The sequence below is a fragment of the Streptococcus sp. V869 genome (genome assembly GCF_054353515.1).
In genome coordinates, this window is sequence record NZ_JBTHHW010000001.1 from 383,580 (window position 1) to 404,709 (window position 21,130).

Annotated in this window: 18 protein-coding genes and 1 riboswitch; of the genes, 17 read left to right on the forward strand and 1 reads right to left on the reverse strand. The window is 38.8% G+C overall.

Features of this window, described 5'->3' with window-relative positions; all coding sequences use genetic code 11:
• The first annotated feature begins 88 nt into the window (after positions 1 to 88).
• From guaC to ACXYSN_RS02040, 11 genes are all read left to right on the forward strand, one after another.
• Positions 89 to 1,072 carry a GMP reductase gene (guaC, locus tag ACXYSN_RS01990; RefSeq protein ID WP_458635974.1) on the forward strand — a complete coding sequence of 328 codons (984 nt, stop codon included), beginning with the start codon at positions 89 to 91 and terminating at the stop codon, positions 1,070 to 1,072.
• Positions 1,066 to 1,162: riboswitch (purine riboswitch) on the forward strand. (Overlaps the previous gene by 7 nt.)
• A gap of 76 nt (positions 1,163 to 1,238) precedes the next feature.
• Positions 1,239 to 1,820, forward strand: a complete 582-nt coding sequence (locus tag ACXYSN_RS01995; RefSeq protein ID WP_458635975.1) for a xanthine phosphoribosyltransferase — start codon at positions 1,239 to 1,241, stop codon at positions 1,818 to 1,820.
• A complete protein-coding gene (locus tag ACXYSN_RS02000) occupies positions 1,820 to 3,079 on the forward strand; it encodes a nucleobase:cation symporter-2 family protein (protein ID WP_000813113.1) in 1,260 nt (419 codons plus the stop codon). The genes ACXYSN_RS01995 and ACXYSN_RS02000 overlap by 1 nt, the downstream gene beginning before the upstream one ends.
• Positions 3,080 to 3,172: 93 nt before the next feature.
• Positions 3,173 to 5,131 carry an NAD-dependent DNA ligase LigA gene (ligA, locus tag ACXYSN_RS02005; protein ID WP_458635976.1) on the forward strand — a complete coding sequence of 653 codons (1,959 nt, stop codon included), beginning with the start codon at positions 3,173 to 3,175 and terminating at the stop codon, positions 5,129 to 5,131.
• Between the two features lie 121 nt (positions 5,132 to 5,252).
• Positions 5,253 to 7,535: a type I pullulanase gene (gene pulA, locus ACXYSN_RS02010; protein WP_458635977.1), complete on the forward strand. Its 2,283-nt coding sequence runs from the start codon at positions 5,253 to 5,255 to the stop codon at positions 7,533 to 7,535.
• Positions 7,536 to 7,945: 410 nt separating this feature from the next.
• Entirely contained in the window at positions 7,946 to 9,874 is a 1,929-nt protein-coding gene (gene glgB, locus ACXYSN_RS02015) for a 1,4-alpha-glucan branching protein GlgB (protein ID WP_458635978.1), read from the forward strand.
• A complete protein-coding gene (locus ACXYSN_RS02020; protein ID WP_414268152.1) occupies positions 9,864 to 11,006 on the forward strand; it encodes a glucose-1-phosphate adenylyltransferase in 1,143 nt (380 codons plus the stop codon). The genes glgB and ACXYSN_RS02020 overlap by 11 nt, the downstream gene beginning before the upstream one ends.
• Positions 10,996 to 12,135 carry a glucose-1-phosphate adenylyltransferase subunit GlgD gene (gene glgD / locus ACXYSN_RS02025; RefSeq protein ID WP_004253504.1) on the forward strand — a complete coding sequence of 380 codons (1,140 nt, stop codon included), beginning with the start codon at positions 10,996 to 10,998 and terminating at the stop codon, positions 12,133 to 12,135. Before ACXYSN_RS02020 ends, glgD begins: the two co-directional genes overlap by 11 nt.
• Positions 12,132 to 13,565: a glycogen synthase GlgA gene (gene glgA, locus ACXYSN_RS02030; RefSeq protein WP_458635979.1), complete on the forward strand. Its 1,434-nt coding sequence runs from the start codon at positions 12,132 to 12,134 to the stop codon at positions 13,563 to 13,565. The genes glgD and glgA overlap by 4 nt, the downstream gene beginning before the upstream one ends.
• Positions 13,566 to 13,627: 62 nt before the next feature.
• Complete coding sequence (serB, locus tag ACXYSN_RS02035) at positions 13,628 to 14,269, forward strand: phosphoserine phosphatase SerB (protein WP_458635980.1); 642 nt, start codon at positions 13,628 to 13,630, stop codon at positions 14,267 to 14,269.
• Between the two features lie 18 nt (positions 14,270 to 14,287).
• Complete coding sequence (locus ACXYSN_RS02040) at positions 14,288 to 15,403, forward strand: glycerate kinase (protein ID WP_458635981.1); 1,116 nt, start codon at positions 14,288 to 14,290, stop codon at positions 15,401 to 15,403.
• Here ACXYSN_RS02040 and ACXYSN_RS02045 read toward each other — a convergent pair.
• Positions 15,400 to 15,846, reverse strand: a complete 447-nt coding sequence (locus tag ACXYSN_RS02045) for a DUF1694 domain-containing protein (protein ID WP_458635982.1) — start codon at positions 15,844 to 15,846, stop codon at positions 15,400 to 15,402. The two genes, ACXYSN_RS02040 and ACXYSN_RS02045, sit on opposite strands and share 4 nt — an antisense overlap.
• A gap of 163 nt (positions 15,847 to 16,009) precedes the next feature.
• Between ACXYSN_RS02045 and eno the strand changes: the two genes are divergently transcribed.
• The 6 genes from eno to ACXYSN_RS02075 all read left to right on the forward strand — a co-directional run bounded on the left by eno (position 16,010) and on the right by ACXYSN_RS02075 (position 21,126).
• Positions 16,010 to 17,314 carry a surface-displayed alpha-enolase gene (gene eno / locus ACXYSN_RS02050; protein ID WP_006151137.1) on the forward strand — a complete coding sequence of 435 codons (1,305 nt, stop codon included), beginning with the start codon at positions 16,010 to 16,012 and terminating at the stop codon, positions 17,312 to 17,314.
• Positions 17,315 to 17,491: 177 nt separating this feature from the next.
• Positions 17,492 to 18,832, forward strand: a complete 1,341-nt coding sequence (gene xseA, locus ACXYSN_RS02055; RefSeq protein ID WP_458635983.1) for an exodeoxyribonuclease VII large subunit — start codon at positions 17,492 to 17,494, stop codon at positions 18,830 to 18,832.
• Positions 18,810 to 19,022 (forward strand): exodeoxyribonuclease VII small subunit, encoded by a 213-nt coding sequence (locus ACXYSN_RS02060; protein WP_075567625.1) that lies wholly within the window; start codon positions 18,810 to 18,812, stop codon positions 19,020 to 19,022. The genes xseA and ACXYSN_RS02060 overlap by 23 nt, the downstream gene beginning before the upstream one ends.
• Positions 19,019 to 19,894 (forward strand): polyprenyl synthetase family protein, encoded by an 876-nt coding sequence (locus ACXYSN_RS02065; RefSeq protein WP_458635984.1) that lies wholly within the window; start codon positions 19,019 to 19,021, stop codon positions 19,892 to 19,894. Before ACXYSN_RS02060 ends, ACXYSN_RS02065 begins: the two co-directional genes overlap by 4 nt.
• Positions 19,887 to 20,702: a TlyA family RNA methyltransferase gene (locus tag ACXYSN_RS02070; protein ID WP_458635985.1), complete on the forward strand. Its 816-nt coding sequence runs from the start codon at positions 19,887 to 19,889 to the stop codon at positions 20,700 to 20,702. Before ACXYSN_RS02065 ends, ACXYSN_RS02070 begins: the two co-directional genes overlap by 8 nt.
• Entirely contained in the window at positions 20,695 to 21,126 is a 432-nt protein-coding gene (locus ACXYSN_RS02075) for an arginine repressor (protein WP_458635986.1), read from the forward strand. The genes ACXYSN_RS02070 and ACXYSN_RS02075 overlap by 8 nt, the downstream gene beginning before the upstream one ends.
• Positions 21,127 to 21,130: the final 4 nt, after the last annotated feature.

A 21,130-nucleotide genomic window follows, 5' to 3' on the forward strand; every position in this document is an offset into this window, starting at 1 on the left:
ATATATTGTAAACTATTCAGAGTGATTGTCTGGAAAAGACAAGGATATTCCTAACAATAGGGGATCCAAAACTAGAAATGAGAGAAATATGTTAAACGAATTTCCGATCTTTGACTATGAAGATATTCAGCTAATTCCTAACAAGTGTGTCCTTAAAAGCCGAGCTGAAGCCGATACACAAGTGACACTTGGGAAGCACACCTTTAAATTACCAGTTGTTCCTTCAAATATGCAAACTATCCTAGATGAAGATGTTGCTGAACAACTTGCAAAAGGTGGTTATTTCTATATCATGCATCGCTTCGATGAAGCTGGACGCATCCCTTTTGTGAAACGCATGCATGATAAGGGCTTGATTGCTTCTATCTCTGTTGGTGTTAAAGATTACGAGTATGATTTTGTTAGTCAATTAAAGGATGATGCTCCAGAGTACATCACTATTGATATCGCTCATGGACATGCAGACAGTGTGATTTCAATGATTCAGCACATCAAGAAAGAATTGCCAGATACCTTTGTCATCGCTGGTAACGTTGGTACTCCAGAAGCCGTTCGTGAACTTGAAAATGCTGGTGCAGATGCTACTAAGGTAGGAATCGGTCCAGGTAAGGTATGTATTACTAAGGTCAAAACTGGTTTTGGTACTGGTGGTTGGCAGTTAGCAGCTCTTCGCTGGTGTGCTAAAGCTGCCCGTAAACCGATTATTGCCGATGGTGGTATCCGTACACACGGAGATATTGCCAAGTCAATCCGCTTTGGTGCAAGTATGGTTATGATTGGCTCACTATTTGCAGGCCATATTGAAAGCCCTGGTAAAACAGTTGAAGTCGATGGTAAACAATTCAAAGAATACTATGGTTCAGCTTCAGAATATCAAAAAGGTGCCTATAAGAATGTCGAAGGAAAAAAAATTCTTCTTCCTGCCAAAGGACATTTACAGGATACCTTAACAGAGATGGAACAAGATTTGCAAAGTTCGATTTCTTATGCTGGAGGTCGTAAAGTAGCTGATCTTAGACATGTGGATTATGTGATTGTGAAGAACTCTATCTGGAATGGAGATGCTCACTAAAAATTATCATTACTTATTTATGCCACGAATTGGCGTGGCGTTTCTACAAGGTACCGTAAATACCTAACAATGAGTAAGTCGAAGAGAGATATAAGAAGCAGGGTTATCTGTTTCAATCTTTCCAAGGGACTTACGTTGTAAGTCCCTTTTTATTTCGGAGGTTAATGTGAAATTACTAGAGGAACGTATTTTAAAAGATGGGAATATTCTAGGTGAGAATATTCTTAAGGTGGATTCCTTCTTGACCCACCAAGTTGATTATTCTTTGATGCGTGAGATTGGTCGTACTTTTGCAGAGCATTTTAAAAATGCTGGCATTACAAAAGTTGTAACCATTGAAGCATCTGGGATTGCTCCAGCCTTATATGTGGCAGAACAGTTAGATGTACCCATGATTTTTGCTAAAAAGGCAAAAAATATTACCATGAATGAAGGAATTTTAACTGCAGAAGTATTTTCTTTCACTAAACAAGTAACTAGTACCGTATCCATTGCAGGGAAGTTCTTATCTCCTCAAGATAAAGTATTGATTATCGATGATTTCTTGGCAAATGGCCAAGCAGCTAAAGGGCTGATTCAGATTATCGAGCAAGCTGGTGCTACAGTTGAGGCCGTCGGAATTGTGATTGAAAAATCCTTCCAAGATGGCCGTCAACTGTTAGAAAAATCAGGTCATCAAGTAGTATCACTAGCGCGTTTAGAGCGTTTTGAAAATGGAAAAGTTATCTTCAAGGAGGCAGACATCTAATGAAACAACAGGAAAAACACTCACAGGCAGCCGTTCTTGGTTTGCAACACTTGCTAGCCATGTATTCAGGTTCAATCCTAGTACCAATCATGATTGCAAGTGCTTTGGGGTATTCAGCTCAACAGTTGACCTACCTTATCTCAACAGATATCTTTATGTGTGGGGTTGCAACTCTCTTACAATTGCAACTCAATAAACACTTCGGTGTTGGATTGCCAATCGTTCTTGGTGTAGCCTTCCAGTCTGTTGCTCCTCTTATCATGATTGGTCAGAGTCATGGTAGTGGTGCTATGTTTGGAGCCTTGATTGCTTCAGGGATTTATGTCATCCTGATTTCAGGTATCTTTTCTAAGGTTGCCAATCTGTTCCCTGCTATCGTAACTGGTTCTGTTATCACAACTATCGGATTGACCTTGATTCCAGTTGCTATTGGAAATATGGGAAATAACGTAGAAAAACCAACTGGTCAAAGTTTAGCTTTGGCAATGATTACAGTTCTCATTATTCTTTTGGTTAATATTTTTACAAAAGGATTTATCAAATCTATTTCGATTTTGATTGGTTTGATTGCCGGTACGATTATTGCAGCGACTATGGGTTTGGTTGATTTTTCTCCAGTAGCAGAAGCTCCACTTGTTCATATCCCAACTCCATTCTACTTCGGTGCTCCACAATTTGAGATTTCATCTATTGTCATGATGTGTATCATCGCAACTGTATCAATGGTAGAATCAACAGGTGTATATCTTGCTCTTTCTGATATTACTAAAGATCCAATTGATAGCACTCGTCTTCGTAATGGTTATCGTGCTGAAGGTCTCGCTGTCTTACTTGGTGGACTTTTCAATACCTTCCCTTATACAGGATTTTCACAAAACGTAGGTTTGGTGAAACTTTCAGGTATTCGTACACGTTTACCAATCTACTACGCAGCAGGATTCCTTATCTTACTTGGTCTCTTGCCTAAGTTTGGTGCCTTAGCACAGATTATTCCAAGCCCTGTACTTGGTGGAGCTATGCTCGTCATGTTTGGTTTTGTTTCGCTCCAAGGGATGCAAATCTTGGCTCGTGTAGACTTTGAGCACAATGAACACAACTTCCTCATTGCAGCGGTTTCTATCTCTGCAGGGGTGGGATTAAACGGAAGCAACCTCTTCAATACTTTACCAACTGAATTACAAATGTTCTTCTCAAATGGTATCGTTATTGCAAGTACAGTAGCTATTATCTTGAACGCTATTTTGAACCGTAAAAAATAAAAATTAGTGAGAAGGGATAGAAAAGCCCTTCTCATTTTCTTTTTTAGAGCTTGAGTATTGTTTCTATGGCCCTTTTTATGGTAAAATGGTTTTATGAATGAAAGAATGAAAGAGCTCGTTGAGTTGCTCAATCGCTATGCGACAGAGTATTATACAAGTGATAATCCATCTGTATCTGATAGTGAGTATGACCGTCTTTATCATGAATTGGTAGAGTTAGAAAAAGCTCATCCGGATCAAGTCTTGCCAGAAAGTCCGACACATCGTGTAGGTGGAAAGATTCTTGATGGATTTGAAAAATACAGTCATCAGTATCCTCTCTATAGTTTGCAGGATGCTTTTTCACGTGAAGAATTAGATGCCTTTGATGCGCGTGTTCGTAAAGAATTGGAGGATGTCACTTATATTTGTGAGTTGAAGATTGATGGACTATCGATTTCCTTGACTTATGAGCAAGGACTTTTTGTTGCTGGAGCAACTCGAGGTGATGGCTCTATTGGTGAAAATATCACTGAAAATCTTAAACGAGTGAAAGACATTCCTTTAACTTTACCAGAAAAATTAGATATAACTGTTCGTGGTGAATGCTATATGCCGAGGGCATCATTTGATCAGGTTAATCAATCGCGTCAAGAAAACGGCGAGCCTGAATTCGCCAATCCACGAAATGCTGCTGCAGGAACACTTCGCCAATTAGATACAGCAGTAGTAGCCAAACGTAATCTTGCAACCTTCCTTTATCAAGAAGCAAGTCCTTCAACACGAGATAGTCAAGAGAAGGTGTTGGAACATTTGGAACAATTGGGCTTTGTTGTCAATCCGAGACGTTTATTGGCTCACAGTATGGATGAAGTATGGGATTTTATCCAGGAAGTTGGTCAAGAAAGAGACCAGTTACCTTATGATATCGATGGAGTTGTGATTAAGGTTAATGACTTAGCCGGTCAGGAGCAACTAGGTTTTACAGTCAAAGCACCCAAGTGGGCAGTGGCTTATAAGTTTCCGGCAGAAGAAAAAGAAGCAAAGCTTCTTTCTGTTGACTGGACAGTTGGACGAACAGGAGTCGTAACTCCGACTGCTAATCTTAGCCCAGTGCAACTGGCAGGTACTACTGTGAGTCGTGCAACTCTTCATAATGTTGACTATATTGCTGAAAAGGATATCCGTAAGAATGACACAGTCATTGTCTATAAGGCAGGGGATATCATTCCAGCTGTTTTACGTGTCGTTGAATCTAAGCGTGTGTCTGAAGAAAAACTCGATATTCCAACAAACTGTCCAAGTTGTGATAGTAAGCTTTTGCATTTTGAAGATGAGGTTGCCCTTCGTTGTATCAATCCGAGATGCCCTGCTCAAATCAAGGAAGGCTTGACGCACTTCGCATCGCGTGATGCCATGAATATTTCTGGCCTTGGGACATCTATCGTCGAAAAACTTTTTGATGCACAATTGGTCAAGGATGTAGCAGATATTTATCGTTTGACTGTGGAAGATTTCCTCTTGCTAGAAGGCATTAAGGAAAAATCTGCCCAAAAACTCTATCAAGCTATTCAAGCATCTAAGGAAAACTCTGCTGAAAAACTCTTATTTGGTTTAGGGATTCGTCATGTTGGTAGCAAGGCAAGTCAACTACTCTTACAACATTTCCATTCGATCGAATCACTTGCTCAAGCAAATCCTGAAGAAGTAGCCAGCATCGAAAGTCTGGGAAATGTTATTGCTCAAAGTCTTCAATCCTATTTTGAGACTGAGGGTGCTAAAATACTTTTAAGAGAATTAAAAGAATTAGATGTTAATCTAGATTACAAAGGACAGGTCGTTGCGGCAGATGCAGCCTTATCTGGTCTGACTGTTGTACTGACAGGAAAGCTAGAGCGTTTAAATCGTTCAGAAGCTAAAAATAAACTAGAAAGTTTAGGAGCCAAGGTAACTGGCAGCGTATCGAAAAAGACCGATCTTGTGGTAGCAGGGGCAGATGCAGGTAGCAAACTCCAGAAAGCACAGGACTTGGGAATTGAGATTCGGGACGAAGCTTGGCTTGAAAATTTATAAGGAATACACAGTCTAGAATACACAGTCTAGAATACACATCTATCATTTCTTGCTTCTATCCAATTATTTTAATCAAGAAATGCTACTATATAAATTTTACAATTAGAAATTAGGAAAAAACATGTATCATTATCCTGTACTTATTCATTATCATCGGAAAGATGAATCTTATAAGGATTGCAGTTTCAATAAGATTCCTCTAGATTCAGTAGAGTTTATCAAAGAGGAAGAATACTTTGGAGAAAAAATTTCATTTACTCAACCAAGTGAAACACCTCTTGAACAAATGGTGTTTACAGTTGAAAAAAATGGAGTCATCAAAGAATATCCTATCCGATTCAATCATTATCCACTCTTAACAGAGGTTTGGATTTTAGATAGGGACGAAACTGTGTATTATTCTGAAAATCCAGCTATTGCAAGTCCACACTATAAAGATCAAAATCCATTTGCTTTTGATAAAGCGATTAACAGTGCTAGTTTTGACCATCACTGGGGTTACCAAGGAGAATTAGGGTGTCAGGTTTCCGAAAAAGAAACCAGCTTTAAACTATGGTCCCCAACAGCAACCACTGTACAAGTTATAGTGTATGAATCTGCAAGTAATGATGCGCCTATCCTTAAGATTTATGAAATGTATCGTGGCAACAGTTATTCTTATAGCCACAAGGACAATACTATTGGTGTATGGAGTTTGACGGTTCCAGAAAGTCTTGCAGGACGAGCTTATCAATACCAGATAGAATTTCCACATCATCAATCAGTAACCCGAGATCCATATACGACTGCAACAAGTCCAGATGGCAAACGTTCAGCAATCCTTTCTGAAGAAGAACGCCAAGTTGACGGGTTTGAAGTTAAGAATGGAACGGAAGCGACATGGCGTTTAGAGAATCCTTGCCAAGCTGTCATTTATGAAATGCATGTACGTGATTTGACCAAGTCTGAAACTTCAGGTGTTTCTCCAGAGTTAAGAGGGACCTTCCTAGGGGCTGCTCAAACGGGTACAGTCAATCAATATGGCCAGTCTACTGTATTTGACTACATCAAGGAACTAGGTGTTAACTATGTTCAACTGCAACCAATTGCAGATCGTCACAAAGAGTATGATGCAGATGGTAATGTCACTTACAACTGGGGTTACGATCCACAAAACTACAATGCACCAGAAACCAGCCTGTCTACGAATCCAAACGATCCAGGTCAAGTTATCCGAGATTTGAAAACGATGATTCAAGCCTATCATGATGCTGGAATTGGTGTCATTATGGACGTTGTTTACAACCATACTTTTTCAACTGTTGATGCTCCATTCCAAACAACAGTACCGGATTATTATTACCGAATGAATAGAGATGGAAGCTATCAAAATGGTACAGGTGTAGGAAACGAGACTGCGAGTGAGCACGAAATGTTCCGTAAGTACATGATTGATTCGCTTCTCTATTGGGTAAATGAGTTTAATATCGATGGTTTCCGCTTTGACTTGATGGGAATCCATGATGTTAAAACCATGCAGATGATTCGTTGGGCAATGGATGAAGTCGATCCTAAAATAATCCTTTATGGAGAAGGTTGGGATATGGGAACAGGTCTTGCACCATATGATAAGGCAAAAAAAGATAATGCTTATCAGTTGCCAAATATCGGATTCTTCAATGATGACGAACGTGATGCTGTAAAAGGTGGCGAAGTCTATGGAGAAATCAAGTCTGGTTTTGTTAGTGGAGCTCCTACTGAACCAATTGTTGCAAAAGCAATCCTTGGTAGTCATGAACTAGGTTCTTATCTCAGTCCTAATCAGGTTGTCAACTACGTAGAAGCCCATGATAATTATAACTTGCATGATTTGCTAGCGACTCTTCATCCAACAGAAGACCAAACAAGTATCATGAAAAAAGTAGAAACAGCAACTGCAATGAACCTACTTATGCAAGGGATCTCTTTTATGGAACTTGGTCAAGAGTTCGGTCGTACAAAACTAGTAGCTACAGGCGAAAATGGTGAGCTGACTCATGATGATCGCGAACGCGCTATGAATAGTTATAATGCACCAGATGCTGTAAACCAAGTAAATTGGGACTTAATCAATGAGCGTCAGGATAGTATTGAATTTATCCGTCAGATTATTGAACTCAAAACAAAGAGCAGTGCTTTTTCATATCCTACATACGATGAAGTTTATCGTCACGTCTTTGTTCATACAGCGATTGAAGACAGTGGCTGGATTGTGTACGAAGTTCAAGGTGATGACGAGCATTTCTTAGTGGTCTTCAATGCTAAAGGAGAATCACAGTATTATGAAAATGCGGGTAACCTTGAAATGCGAATCACTAACAGCCGTTCAAAAAATGAAAATACAATTGACAATGTTAGTGTGGCAGTTATGAATGTTCTAGACTAAACAAATGAAACTCAAGATTTGATCTTGGGTTTTTTATTTTTAAAAAATTCATCCTAATAAAAAATATGGGAATATTCCTAAAAATAGTTGAAAATTTCAGATAATTTGATAAAATTGTACTTAAGATACTTTATCCGAACAAAAAGTTTGATTCATGAAAATAACGTTAAGTTTTTTAAGTATCTGTTTTGCAAAATTAGGATTGAAAAAAATAATGTAAGTGATTTAATGCTACAAAAACTGATATCAAGGTAGAATATCAATAAATACTGAAAATATAAGAAATATCAAGATAATTACTTGAAGATTTTCTAAAAAATATTTATGATAATTCGGAAATTGGTTGAAAGTTTTCTTAAAAGATAGTATAATAGAAATATAGAAAACGCTTACAATATAAAGGGGGATTTATGGATACATTAGAAGCTTTAAGAACTTTTACAACTGGCGAAAATTTCCATCTTCAGCACTATTTGGGCGCACATCGTGAGGAGAAAGACGGGGAATGGGGTTACACATTCCGAGTTTGGGCTCCGAATGCGCAGGCTGTTCATCTAGTTGGTGATTTCACGAATTGGGTTGAAAATCAAATCCCTATGGTTCGAAATGAATCTGGAGTTTGGGAAGTTTTTACAACTTTAGCCCAAGAGGGTCAGATTTATAAATATCATATCACACGGGCTAACGGTCATCAGCTTATGAAGATTGATCCTTTAGCTGTTCGGTATGAAGCACGTCCAGGAACAGGGGCTGTTTTAACAGAAATCCCAGAAAAGAAATGGAAGGATGGACTTTGGTTAGCTCGTAGAAAACGTTTGGGATTTTTTGAAAGACCAGTTAATATCTATGAGGCTCATGCTGGCTCTTGGAAGAGAAATCCAGACGGAACTCCATACAGTTTTGCTCAATTAAAAGAAGAGTTGATTCCTTACTTAGTTGAGATGAACTACACTCATATTGAGTTTATGCCTTTGATGGCGCATCCGCTTGGTTTGAGCTGGGGCTATCAACTGATGGGGTATTTTGGTTTAGAACATTCTTACGGAAGACCAGAAGAGTTTCAAGACTTTGTTGAAGAGTGTCATTTAAACAATATCGGAGTTATTGTGGACTGGGTTCCTGGTCACTTTACAATCAATGATGATGCTCTAGCTTATTATGACGGAACACCAACTTTTGAATATCAAGACCATAACAAAGCTCATAACTATGGTTGGGGAGCATTAAACTTCGACTTAGGGAAAAACGAAGTGCAATCCTTCTTGATTTCTAGCATTAAGTTCTGGATTGATTTTTATCATTTAGATGGTATCCGTGTAGATGCTGTAAGTAACATCCTTTATCTTGATTATGATAATGCACCTTGGACACCAAATAAAGATGGTGGCAATCTCAACTATGAAGGTTACTATTTCCTTCAGCGTTTAAATACTGTTATTAAGCTAGCTCACCCTGATGTCATGATGATTGCAGAAGAAAGCTCTTCGGCAACTAAAATAACAGGTCCGAAAGAGATCGGTGGTCTTGGATTTGACTACAAGTGGAACATGGGCTGGATGAATGACATTCTCCGTTTCTACGAAGAAGATCCAATTTACCGCAAGTATGATTTTAACCTTGTAACCTTCAGTTTTATGTATGTCTTTAATGAAAATTATCTTCTACCATTCTCACATGATGAGGTTGTTCATGGTAAGAAGAGTATGATGCATAAGATGTGGGGCGACCGTTATAATCAATTTGCAGGCCTGAGAAATCTTTATACTTATCAAATTTGTCACCCTGGGAAAAAATTACTCTTTATGGGTAGTGAATTTGGTCAATTCTTAGAGTGGAAATCAGAAGAGCAATTAGAGTGGTCAAACCTTGAAGATCCAATGAATGCTAAGATGAAATACTTCACATCTCAACTGAATCAACTTTATAAAGACCATCGTTGTCTTTGGGAAATTGATACAAGTTATGATGGAATTGAAATCATCGATGCTGATAATAGAGATCAAAGTGTTCTATCCTTTATTCGTAAGGGTAAAAAAGGCGAGATGCTAGTCTGTGTCTTCAACATGGCACCAGTCGAACGTCCTGATTTTACAATTGGACTGCCAGTTGCAGGTGTCTACGAAGAAATTTGGAATACAGAGTTAGAACAATGGGGTGGTGTTTGGAAAGAACACAATCAAACTGTTCAAACTCAAGAAGGATTATGGAAGGATTATGAGCAAACTTTGACCTTTACTTTGCCAGCTATGGGGGCAAGTATCTGGAAAATCAAACGTCGCTTGAAACCTGCTAAAAAAGAATCAAATCAATCTGAAAAAGGAGTAGAACATGAAGAATGAAATGCTAGCTTTAATCCTTGCCGGAGGACAAGGAACTCGTCTCGGTAAACTCACTCAAAGTATTGCAAAACCTGCTGTGCAATTTGGTGGGCGCTATCGTATCATTGATTTTGCTCTTTCTAACTGTGCCAATTCTGGTATCCACAATGTTGGGGTTATCACACAGTATCAACCTCTTGCTCTCAACAATCACATTGGAAATGGTTCTAGTTGGGGTCTAGATGTCATTGATTCTGGTGTTTCAATCCTTCAACCTTACTCTGCAAGTGAAGGAAATCGTTGGTTTGAAGGTACAAGTCATGCGATTTACCAAAATATTGACTATATCGATAGCATTAATCCTGAGTATGTTTTGATTCTTTCAGGAGACCATATCTACAAGATGGACTATGATGATATGCTCCAATCACACAAGGATAACAATGCCAGCTTGACAGTAGCTGTCTTGGATGTACCACTAAAAGAAGCTAGCCGTTTTGGTATCATGAATACAGATGCTAATAATCGCATTGTTGAATTCGAAGAAAAACCTGCCCAACCAAAATCAACCAAGGCATCAATGGGGATTTATATCTTTGACTGGAAACGACTTCGTAACATGCTAGTTGCTGCTGAAAAGGCTAACCTAGATATGTCTGATTTTGGAAAGAATGTTATTCCAAATTATCTTGAGACAGGTGAAAGTGTCTATGCTTATGAATTTAATGGATACTGGAAGGACGTTGGTACTATCGAGTCACTCTGGGAAGCAAATATGGAATACATCTCTCCAGAAAATGCTCTAGATAGCCGAAATCGTCAATGGAAAATTTATTCTCGTAACCTTATCGCTCCACCAAACTTCCTTGGAGAATTTGCTCAAGTAGAAGACTCTCTAGTAGTAGATGGATGTTACGTGAATGGTACTGTAAAACATTCCATTCTTTCTACAGCTGCTCAAGTTCGTAAGGGAGCAGAAGTGGTTGATTCTGTCATCATGAGTGGAGCAGTTATCGGTAGAGGTGCTAAAATTACACGTGCAATCATCGGTGAAGGTGCAATTATTGCCGATGGTGTTGAAATTGATGGTACAGAAGAAGTACAAGTAGTCGGATATAACGAAGTAGTGGGGGTAGCAACAGATGAAGATTGATAAATATTCAGCGATTTTAGGAAATACCGTTGGTTTCCATGATATGTCAACCTTAACAAGTAACCGTCCAGTGGCAAGTTTGCCATTTGGAGGAAAGTATCGTTTGATTGACTTCCCACTTTCAAGTTTAGCAAATGCTGGTGTTCGAAGTGTCTTTGGAATCTTCCAACAAGATAACATCAGCTCTGTATTTGACCACATTCGTTCAGGACGTGAATGGGGCTTGAATACCCTTCTTAGCCACTACTATCTTGGAATCTACAATACTCGTGTGGAAAGTAGTACTGTTGGTAAAGAGTATTATCAACAACTCTTGACTTATTTAAAACGTTCTGGATCTAACCAAACAGTTTCCTTGAACTGTGACGTTTTGGTAAATATTGATCTTACTCAGGTTTTCCATTTGCATAATACTACAAAATCTCCTATTACGGTTGTTTATAAGAAACTACCTAAAAAGGATATTTCAGAAGTAAATGCTATCCTAGATATTGATGAAACTGACCACGTGCTCTCTCACAAACTCTTCGATAAAAAGGCTGAACAAGAATACTACAATATGTCAACGGATATCTTTGTTGTAGATACTCAATGGTTGATTGAACGTCTGGAAGAAGAAGCTCAGAAAGAACACCCAGAAAAACTACGTTATGTTCTACGTGACTTAGCAGCGGAATCAGGTGCTTTTGCATATGAGTATACTGGTTACTTAGCTAATATTCATTCTGTAGAAACATACTACCAAGCCAATATTGATATGCTTGATCTGCATAAATTCTACTCTTTATTCTCTCCAAATCAAAAGATTCACACAAAGGTGAAAAACGAAGAACCAACTTATTATGCACCTGGTTGTGAAGTAAATACTTCGCAGTTTGCTTCTGGTAGTATTGTCGAAGGTAAGGTTGTTCGTTCAGTTGTTTCGCGTAATGTTCAAATTCATAAAGATAGCTTAGTTAAAGAATCTATTGTTTTCCCTCGTGTTGTCATTGGTGAAGGTGCTCAAGTTGAGTATGCAATTATTGATAAGGGTGCTGAAGTAGCTGATGGAGTTGTTATTCGTGGTACAGCAGAAAATCCTGTTGTCATCAAAAAAGGTGAAAAAGTAACAGAGGACATTCTTTCATGAAAATTTTATTTGTAGCAGCCGAAGGTGCGCCCTTTTCAAAAACAGGTGGCTTGGGAGACGTTATCGGCGCTCTTCCAAAATCATTAGTAAAAGCAGGACAAGAAGTTGCTGTTATCTTACCCTACTATGACATGGTAGAAGCTAAGTTTGGTGACCAGATTGAAGATGTTCTTCAATTTGAAGTGTATGTTGGTTGGCGCAGACAATTTTGTGGAATTAAGAAAACAGTTTTAAACGGTGTTACTTTCTACTTTATTGACAATCAATATTATTTCTTCCGTGGTCACGTTTACGGTGATTTCGATGATGGTGAGCGCTTTGCCTTCTTCCAACTTGCAGCCCTAGAAGCTATGGAGCGTATTGGATTCATCCCTGACGTTCTCCATGCCCATGATTACCATACAGCAATGATTCCTTTCTTGTTGAAGGAAAAATACAGATGGATTCAAGCTTACCAGAATATTAAAACCATCTTAACCATCCATAACTTGGAATTCCAAGGTCAGTTCTCTGAGGGTATGCTTTGGGACTTATTTAGAGTTGGTTTTGAGCGCTATGCGGATGGTACTGTTCGTTGGAATGATTGCCTTAACTGGATGAAGGCTGGTATTCTTTATGCCGATCGTGTTTCAACTGTATCACCAAGCTATGCTCATGAGATTATGACTACTGAATTCGGTTGTGGTTTGGATCAGATACTCCGTATGGAATCTGGTAAGCTTTCTGGTATCGTAAACGGGATAGATACTGATCTTTACAATCCAGAGACGGATCCTTTATTGGATTACCATTTTAACAAATCTGATCTGTCAGGAAAAGCTCAGAACAAAGCTAAATTGCAAGAGAAGCTTGGTCTTCCGGTAAGACCTGATGTTCCAATGATTGGTATAGTGTCACGTTTGACAAGACAGAAAGGTTTTGATGTCGTTGTTGAAGGTCTGCATCGCATGCTTCAAGAAGATGTTCAAATCGTTCTATTGGGTACAGGTGACCCTGGTTTCGAAGAAGCTTTCTCATGGTTTGGTCAAGTATTCCCAGACAAACTATCTGCTAATATTACTTTTGATGTGAAACTCGCACAAGAGATTTATGCAGCAAGTGATATTTTCCTTATGCCAAGTCGCTTTGAACCATGTGGACTATCTCAAATGATGGCTATGCGTTATGGTACTTTACCTCTTGTTAACGAAGTAGGGGGCTTGAGAGATACTGTTCAACCGTTCAACCCAATTGAAGGAACAGGTACAGGATTTAGTTTTGATAACTTGACTCCATATTGGCTTAACTGGGCTCTACAAACTGCCTTGGATGTTTACTATAATCATCCAGATGTTTGGAAAAATCTTCAAGTTCAAGCTATGGAATGTGACTTCTCTTGGGATACAGCTTGTCAGTCTTACCTTGATTTGTATCACAGTTTAGCAAACTAAATAGTTAAAATCGTATGAAGTTTTCATACGATTTTTTGAGATAATGAAAGTAAGGAAGATAGATGAATAAAGCTAGAGGTCTCTGCGTCCTTGATGTTGATGGGACACTGATAGAAGAAGAAGTCATTGATTTATTGGGGAAAGAGGCAGATTGTGATAAGGAAGTAGCTCTGATAACTGCTCAAGCGATGAGAGGGGAATTAGACTTTGAATCGAGTCTGAAAAAACGTGTCTCCCTCTTAAAAGGACTTTCTATAGATGCCTTTGATAAGATTTATCATGAACTTCACCTTAGTAAAAATGCTGTGCAGTTTATTAAAACTCTCAAAGAAAGTCAGATTGAAGTTGGTTTGGTTTCAGGTGGATTTACTACAATTGTTGAAAGATTAGCAAAGGATTTAGGACTTTCATTATTTGCTGCTAATCAACTAGAAATCAAAGTTGGGAACTTAACTGGAAATCTTTTTGGGCCAGTGATCACTAGAGAAGTCAAAGAAGAAACTCTAGTAAGATGGGCAGATCAATTAGAGGTGCCAATCGAGAGAACAATTGCTATTGGGGATGGGGCTAATGACCTAAAAATGCTTAAAAGAGCTGGGATTGGAATAGCTTTTTGTGCTAAGGATATTGTGAAAAAAGAAATAAATCTTCAGGTAGATGATAGAGATATGATGAAGGTGTTAGATAAGATAGGATACCTTTAGGTAGAAAGAGAAATCAAGATGAAAATTATTATTGCACCTGACTCTTTTAAGGAGAGTCTCCCTGCTAACCAAGTGGCTGAAGCTATAAAACGGGGCTTTAAAAAAGCTCTGCCTGATTCAGAATGTGTACTTTTGCCTGTAGGCGATGGAGGAGAAGGAACCGTTGCTGCTATAAAAAATTCTTTAGGTCTTGAAGAACATACAAGTCAGATAACAGGACCTTTTGGTGATGAGGTTCAAATGCCCTATTTTCAAAAAGGTCAACTAGCTCTATTTGAAGTTGCTGATTTGGTAGGTCTTGCTAAGATACCTTATGAAAAACGAAATCCACTAGAGATTCAAACAAAGGGAATTGGACAGCTGATTCTACATTTAATAGAGCAAGGTATAAAAGATATCTACATCGGTGTCGGTGGAACAGCTAGTAACGATGGGGGTATTGGTATTGCTTTAGGTCTTGGCTATCAGTTTTATGATGAACACGGAATTGAGCTTAAAGCTCGTGGCCAATCCTTGTTTGAAATCAATGAGATTTTGGATAGTCGTGTTAGTCTCATTCCTGATGATATCCATATCAAAATTTTAGCGGATGTAACCAATCCCCTATGTGGACCTCATGGCGCCACCTATACATTCGGAAAACAAAAAGGATTAAACCCTGCTAAATTCCAAGAAGTTGATACTTTAATTAAAAACTTTTATGGTAAAGTCGCACCTGAAATATTAAAATTAGAGGGTGCTGGAGCTGGTGGTGGGATTGCAGCTGGTTTGTGTGCCTTTGCTGGAGCAGGGATTGTATCTGGTATCCAAACTTGTTTAGATTTAGTAAAATTTGATGAACAGGTTGTAGATGTGGATCTCGTTATCGTTGGTGAAGGTAGGTTGGATACTCAAAGTTTGGCAGGTAAGGCGCCAATCGGTGTAGCAAAAAGAACACCCAAGGGTGTTCCGGTCATTGCAATTTGTGGTAGTTTGGCAGAAGATTTACCTCCCCTGCCATTTGAGAATATCGTCGCTGCATTTTCTATTCTAGAAAAAAGTGAACCATTAGAAGATAGTTTAAAAAATGCAGCAACTTATTTAGAAAATACTGCAGCAAATATCGGTCAAATCTTATCATTGAAACAGAGTTAACCAAACCATTTTTTCCAGAGAGAAGTCGTAGTTTTTTTCATCTCTTTTTCCTGCCACAAGTCTGAGAAGGCCTTTCTGAGGTCTTTTTCACTTGTTTGAGCTGGAGCATCGCTATGGATAATGAGACCAAAAGGAGAAGAGTTGTGGTCTTCGGAAACGATGGTTGCTTGACATTCAGCTTCTTTGGCTTGTTTTAGATAAAAGACTTGTTTGTCAAATTCAACCTGAGGAGAAATTTTGACAAATAGAGGTTCAGTTTCTTTTTTAAAGGTTTCTAAAATTGTTAAAAATCCTTTTTGAAATTTATCATCATCAGCAGTTTCAAGGTCTGCATAGCCAAGGACACGTTCTTCAAATGTTCCGAGAAAACGTCTTTGTTCATCAGGATTTAGTTTAAGACCACCATTGGCCTTTTCTAGGATTTGTTTAGATACATCAGTCATAAATATAGTATATCACAAAAGTCTCAAGATAAAAGAAAAAAGAAAGCGATTACTTTTTCGACTTAAGGAAAATTTGCACAAAGATAACGTTTTTTCTTGAAAAAGGTATCTTTTTGATGTATCATAGAGGTGTAAAATAATTTAACTCAAAGGAGAGTAAAAAATGTCAATTATTACTGATGTTTACGCTCGCGAAGTCCTAGACTCACGCGGTAACCCAACACTTGAAGTAGAAGTTTATACTGAATCAGGTGCTTTCGGACGTGGTATGGTTCCATCAGGAGCTTCTACTGGTGAACACGAAGCAGTTGAACTTCGCGACGGTGACAAATCTCGTTACGGTGGTCTTGGTACACAAAAAGCTGTTGACAACGTAAACAACATCATCGCAGAAGCAATTATCGGCTACGATGTACGTGACCAACAAGCTATCGACCGTGCTATGATCGCACTTGACGGTACTCCTAACAAAGGTAAATTGGGTGCTAACGCAATCCTTGGTGTGTCTATCGCTGTAGCTCGTGCTGCTGCTGACTACCTTGAAATCCCACTTTACAGCTACCTTGGTGGATTCAACACTAAAGTTCTTCCAACTCCAATGATGAACATCATCAACGGTGGTTCTCACTCAGATGCTCCAATCGCTTTCCAAGAATTCATGATCGTACCTGCTGGTGCACCTACATTCAAAGAAGCTCTTCGCTGGGGTGCTGAAATCTTCCACGCTCTTAAGAAAATCCTTAAATCTCGTGGTCTTGAAACAGCTGTAGGTGACGAAGGTGGATTCGCTCCTCGTTTCGAAGGAACTGAAGATGGTGTTGAAACTATCCTTGCTGCTATCGAAGCTGCTGGTTATGTTCCAGGTAAAGACGTATTTATCGGATTTGACTGTGCTTCATCAGAATTCTACGATAAAGAACGCCAAGTATACGACTACACTAAATTCGAAGGTGAAGGAGCTGCTGTACGTACTGCTGCAGAACAAATCGACTACCTTGAAGAATTGGTAAACAAATACCCAATCATCACTATCGAAGATGGTATGGACGAAAACGACTGGGACGGTTGGAAAGCTCTTACTGAACGTCTTGGTGGTAAAGTTCAATTGGTTGGTGACGACTTCTTCGTAACAAACACTTCATACCTTGAAAAAGGTATCGCAGAAGGTGCTGCTAACTCAATCCTTATCAAAGTTAACCAAATCGGTACTCTTACTGAAACATTCGACGCTATCGAAATGGCGAAAGAAGCTGGTTACACTGCCGTTGTATCACACCGTTCAGGTGAAACTGAAGATTCAACAATCGCTGACATCGCAGTTGCAACAAACGCAGGACAAATCAAGACTGGTTCACTTTCACGTACAGACCGTATCGCTAAATACAACCAATTGCTTCGTATCGAAGATCAACTTGGTGAAGTAGCTGAATACCGTGGATTGAAATCATTCTACAACCTTAAAAAATAAAATAGTTCAGTGAACTAATAAAAGCCCTTGGAGTTTTCCAAGGGCTTTTGTATCTTATAAGACAAGGTCAAAGAAATCCAGTCTTGTTTTCGTATTCTAGAGGTGAAAAAAGAGATTTTTAAACGTTTTTTTGGTATAATAATACCCAGGAAAAACTAGAGAAAGAAGGAGGTTGAGATGGAAAAGTATTTATCGGTAACAACTTTGACTAAGTATCTGAAAATGAAATTCGATAAAGACCCATACTTAGAGAGGGTCTATTTAACTGGTCAGGTTTCTAACTTCCGGAAGCGTCCCACTCACCAATATTTTTCTCTAAAAGATGATCGAGCGGTTATCCAAGCGACTATTTGGTCAGGTATTTATCAGAAACTAGGTTTTGATTTGGAAGAAGGCATGAAGATTAATGTTATCGGTCGTGTCCAAGTCTATGAACCAAGTGGGAGCTACTCTATCATCATTGAAAAGGTAGAGCCGGATGGTGTAGGGGCTCTTGCGATTCAGTTCGAACAATTAAAAAAGAAATTATCAGAAGAAGGCCTTTTTCAAGACCGCTTTAAACAAGCAATACCTCAGTTTACAAAACGCATCGGGGTTGTGACTAGTCGTAGTGGTGCTGTTATCCAGGATATCATTACTACTGTTAGCAGACGTTTTCCAGGTGTAGAAATTATTTTATATCCAACCAAGGTTCAAGGCGAAGGTGCTGCAGAGGAGATTGCTCGGAATATTGCATGGGCTAATGAACGTGACGACTTAGATGTTCTGATTATTGGGCGCGGAGGTGGATCGATTGAAGATCTTTGGGCCTTTAACGAAGAAATTGTTGTCCGCGCTATTTTTGAATCACGCCTACCTGTTATTTCAAGTGTAGGGCATGAAACAGATGTGACCTTATCAGACTTTGTGGCTGATAAGAGAGCGGCAACACCCACAGCTGCAGCAGAACTAGCGACTCCTGTTACTAAGTTAGATCTTTTGACTTATCTGAAGAATCAAGAGAGACGTATGGCTACAGCTGTACAAAATACTTTATCTAAGAAAGAAAAAGCATTAAAAGTACTAAGCCAATCTGTTATTTTCAGGCAACCTGAACGCTTATATGATGGTTATTTACAACGATTGGATCAGTTACAGCTTCGTCTCAAACAAAGTGTAAATTCAGAACTTGTTAGACAGGAGCAAAGAGTCTTAGAACAAGTTCATCGATTAGAGCAGTTATCACCAATCAATAAGGTTCATCGTTATCAGGACCGTCTACTCCAATTTGAAAAGTTACTTCGTAGTCAAATGGCAGTAGTTTATGATGCCAAGGTCGCCGAAGTCAAACGTTTGTCAGAAGCGCTACTCATGTTAGATACTAGTTGTATCGTAGCCAGAGGTTATGCGATTGTGAAAAAAGAGGATGCCGTAGTATCGTCAGCAAAAGATTTGAAAAAAACTGATCAAGTAACGTTATTGATGCGAGATGGTCAGGTAGAATTAGAGGTTAAAGATGTCAAAACAGAAGAAATTTGAGGAAAATTTAGCAGAACTTGAAACCATTGTTCAGAGTTTAGAAAATGGTGAAATTGCTTTAGAAGATGCTATTGCTGCATTTCAAAAAGGAATGATCCTTTCAAAAGAATTGCAAGCTACGCTTGATAAAGCTGAAAAGACTTTGGTTAAGGTCATGCAAGAAGATGGAACAGAAAGCGAACTTCTATGAACAAGCAAGAAAAACTAGACTTGGTTGAGTCAGCTCTTGAGGAGTTTTATGGTGAGCAACAAATAGCTTCAAATCTAAGAGAAGCGGTTCTATATTCCATTCATGCTGGTGGCAAGCGGATTCGTCCTTATCTTCTCTTAGAGGTTTTGGACTCTTTGCAGGTGCCAATCACACCAGCTCATGCTCAGGTTGCAGCAGCGCTTGAGATGATTCACACAGGTAGTTTGATTCATGATGATTTACCTGCTATGGATAATGATGATTATCGTCGAGGGCGGTTGACTAATCATAAAGTCTATGGAGAGGATATAGCTATCTTAGCAGGAGATGCTCTCTTCTTAGATCCTTATGCCTTAATAGTGCAGGCAGATTTACCGAGTCAAACTAAGGTGGATTTAATAGCTAACTTGTCACATGCTTCTGGAAGTATGGGGATGGTAGCTGGACAAGTTTTAGATATGGAAGGAGAAGGAAAACACTTGAATTTAGAGGAACTTCGGACTATCCATGCTAATAAGACTGGTAAACTGTTAGCCTTTCCTTTTCATGCAGCTGGAATCATCGCTGGATTGGATACAACTATTCAAATAGCTCTTAAAACTGTTGGAGAGTTGATTGGTCTTGCCTTTCAAGTGAGAGATGATATTCTTGATGTTATTGCTAGCTTCGAGGAAATTGGCAAAACACCTCAGAAAGATTTGCAAGCTGAAAAATCGACCTATCCTGCCTTGTTAGGATTAGATGAAGCAAAAACTTTTTGTAACCAAACTTTGGATCAAGCTAATGAAAAACTGGAAGAGATTAGTCAGTTAGTAACCTTTGATAAGGGACCAATTGTAAAAATAGTAGAAAGTTTGAGAATCAATGGCTAAGGAAAGAGTAGATGTACTTGCCTACAAACAAGGTTTATTTGAAACGAGAGAACAAGCTAAGCGTGGCGTTATGGCTGGTTTGGTTGTTGCGGTTCTAAATGGTGAACGTTTCGATAAGCCAGGAGAAAAAATTCCAGATGATACTGAATTGAAACTCAAGGGTGAGAAGCTAAAGTATGTGAGCCGAGGAGGTTTGAAACTTGAGAAAGCCTTGGAAAACTTTGACATATCAGTTGAAGGCAAAACGACCATTGATATTGGAGCTTCAACAGGAGGATTTACTGATGTCATGCTTCAAAATGGAGCAAAATTAGTTTATGCAGTTGATGTCGGGACCAATCAGCTGGCTTGGAAATTACGCCAAGACTCACGTGTTGTTAGTATGGAGCAGTTTAATTTTCGTTATGCTGAAAAGACTGATTTTGAACAAGAACCTAGTTTTGCAAGTATTGACGTGAGTTTTATATCATTGAGTCTCATCCTTCCAGCTCTACATAGAGTCTTAGCTGATCAAGGACAAGTTGTTGCCCTCATAAAACCACAGTTCGAAGCCGGTCGAGAACAAATTGGGAAAAATGGGATTATTAGAGATGCTAAGGTTCACAAAAATGTTTTAGAAACGGTAACAGAAATGGCGGTCAAAGAAGGATTTTCCGTTTTAGGATTGGATTTTTCACCTATACAAGGCGGCCACGGTAATATTGAGTTTCTTGCTTATTTACGTAAGGAAGAACACGCAAGTAATCAGGTGGTTTCTGAAATAGAACCACTAGTAGAAAAAGCACATAGAGAGTTTAAAGATGAATAAAAAAGAGAGACTTGAGAAGATTAGAGGATTTGTGACTGATTATCAAATCGGTACTCAGGAAGAAATCGTTGAACATTTAAAAGAAGCAGGTATCTCCGCTACTCAAGCAACTGTATCTCGAGATATCAAAGAACTAGGAATTGTAAAAATTCCATTGAAAGACAATACTTATGTCTACGAATTACCAAAGTCAGTAGTCAAAAGTTTACAGTTGGCTGAGAACAATATTGAAAGTTTTGAACGAATGGGAAATCTCATCAATTTAGATGTTATTCCTGGAAATACAATTTTTGTTAAAAGCCAATTAACCCAAACATTTTCAGATAAGATTTTTAGCTGTTTAGCAGATGATAATTCCATTTTAATTGTAGCGCGAACTGAAGAAGCAGCTGTAGAAATTGTAGAGCAAGTTAAAAAGTGGTAGGACC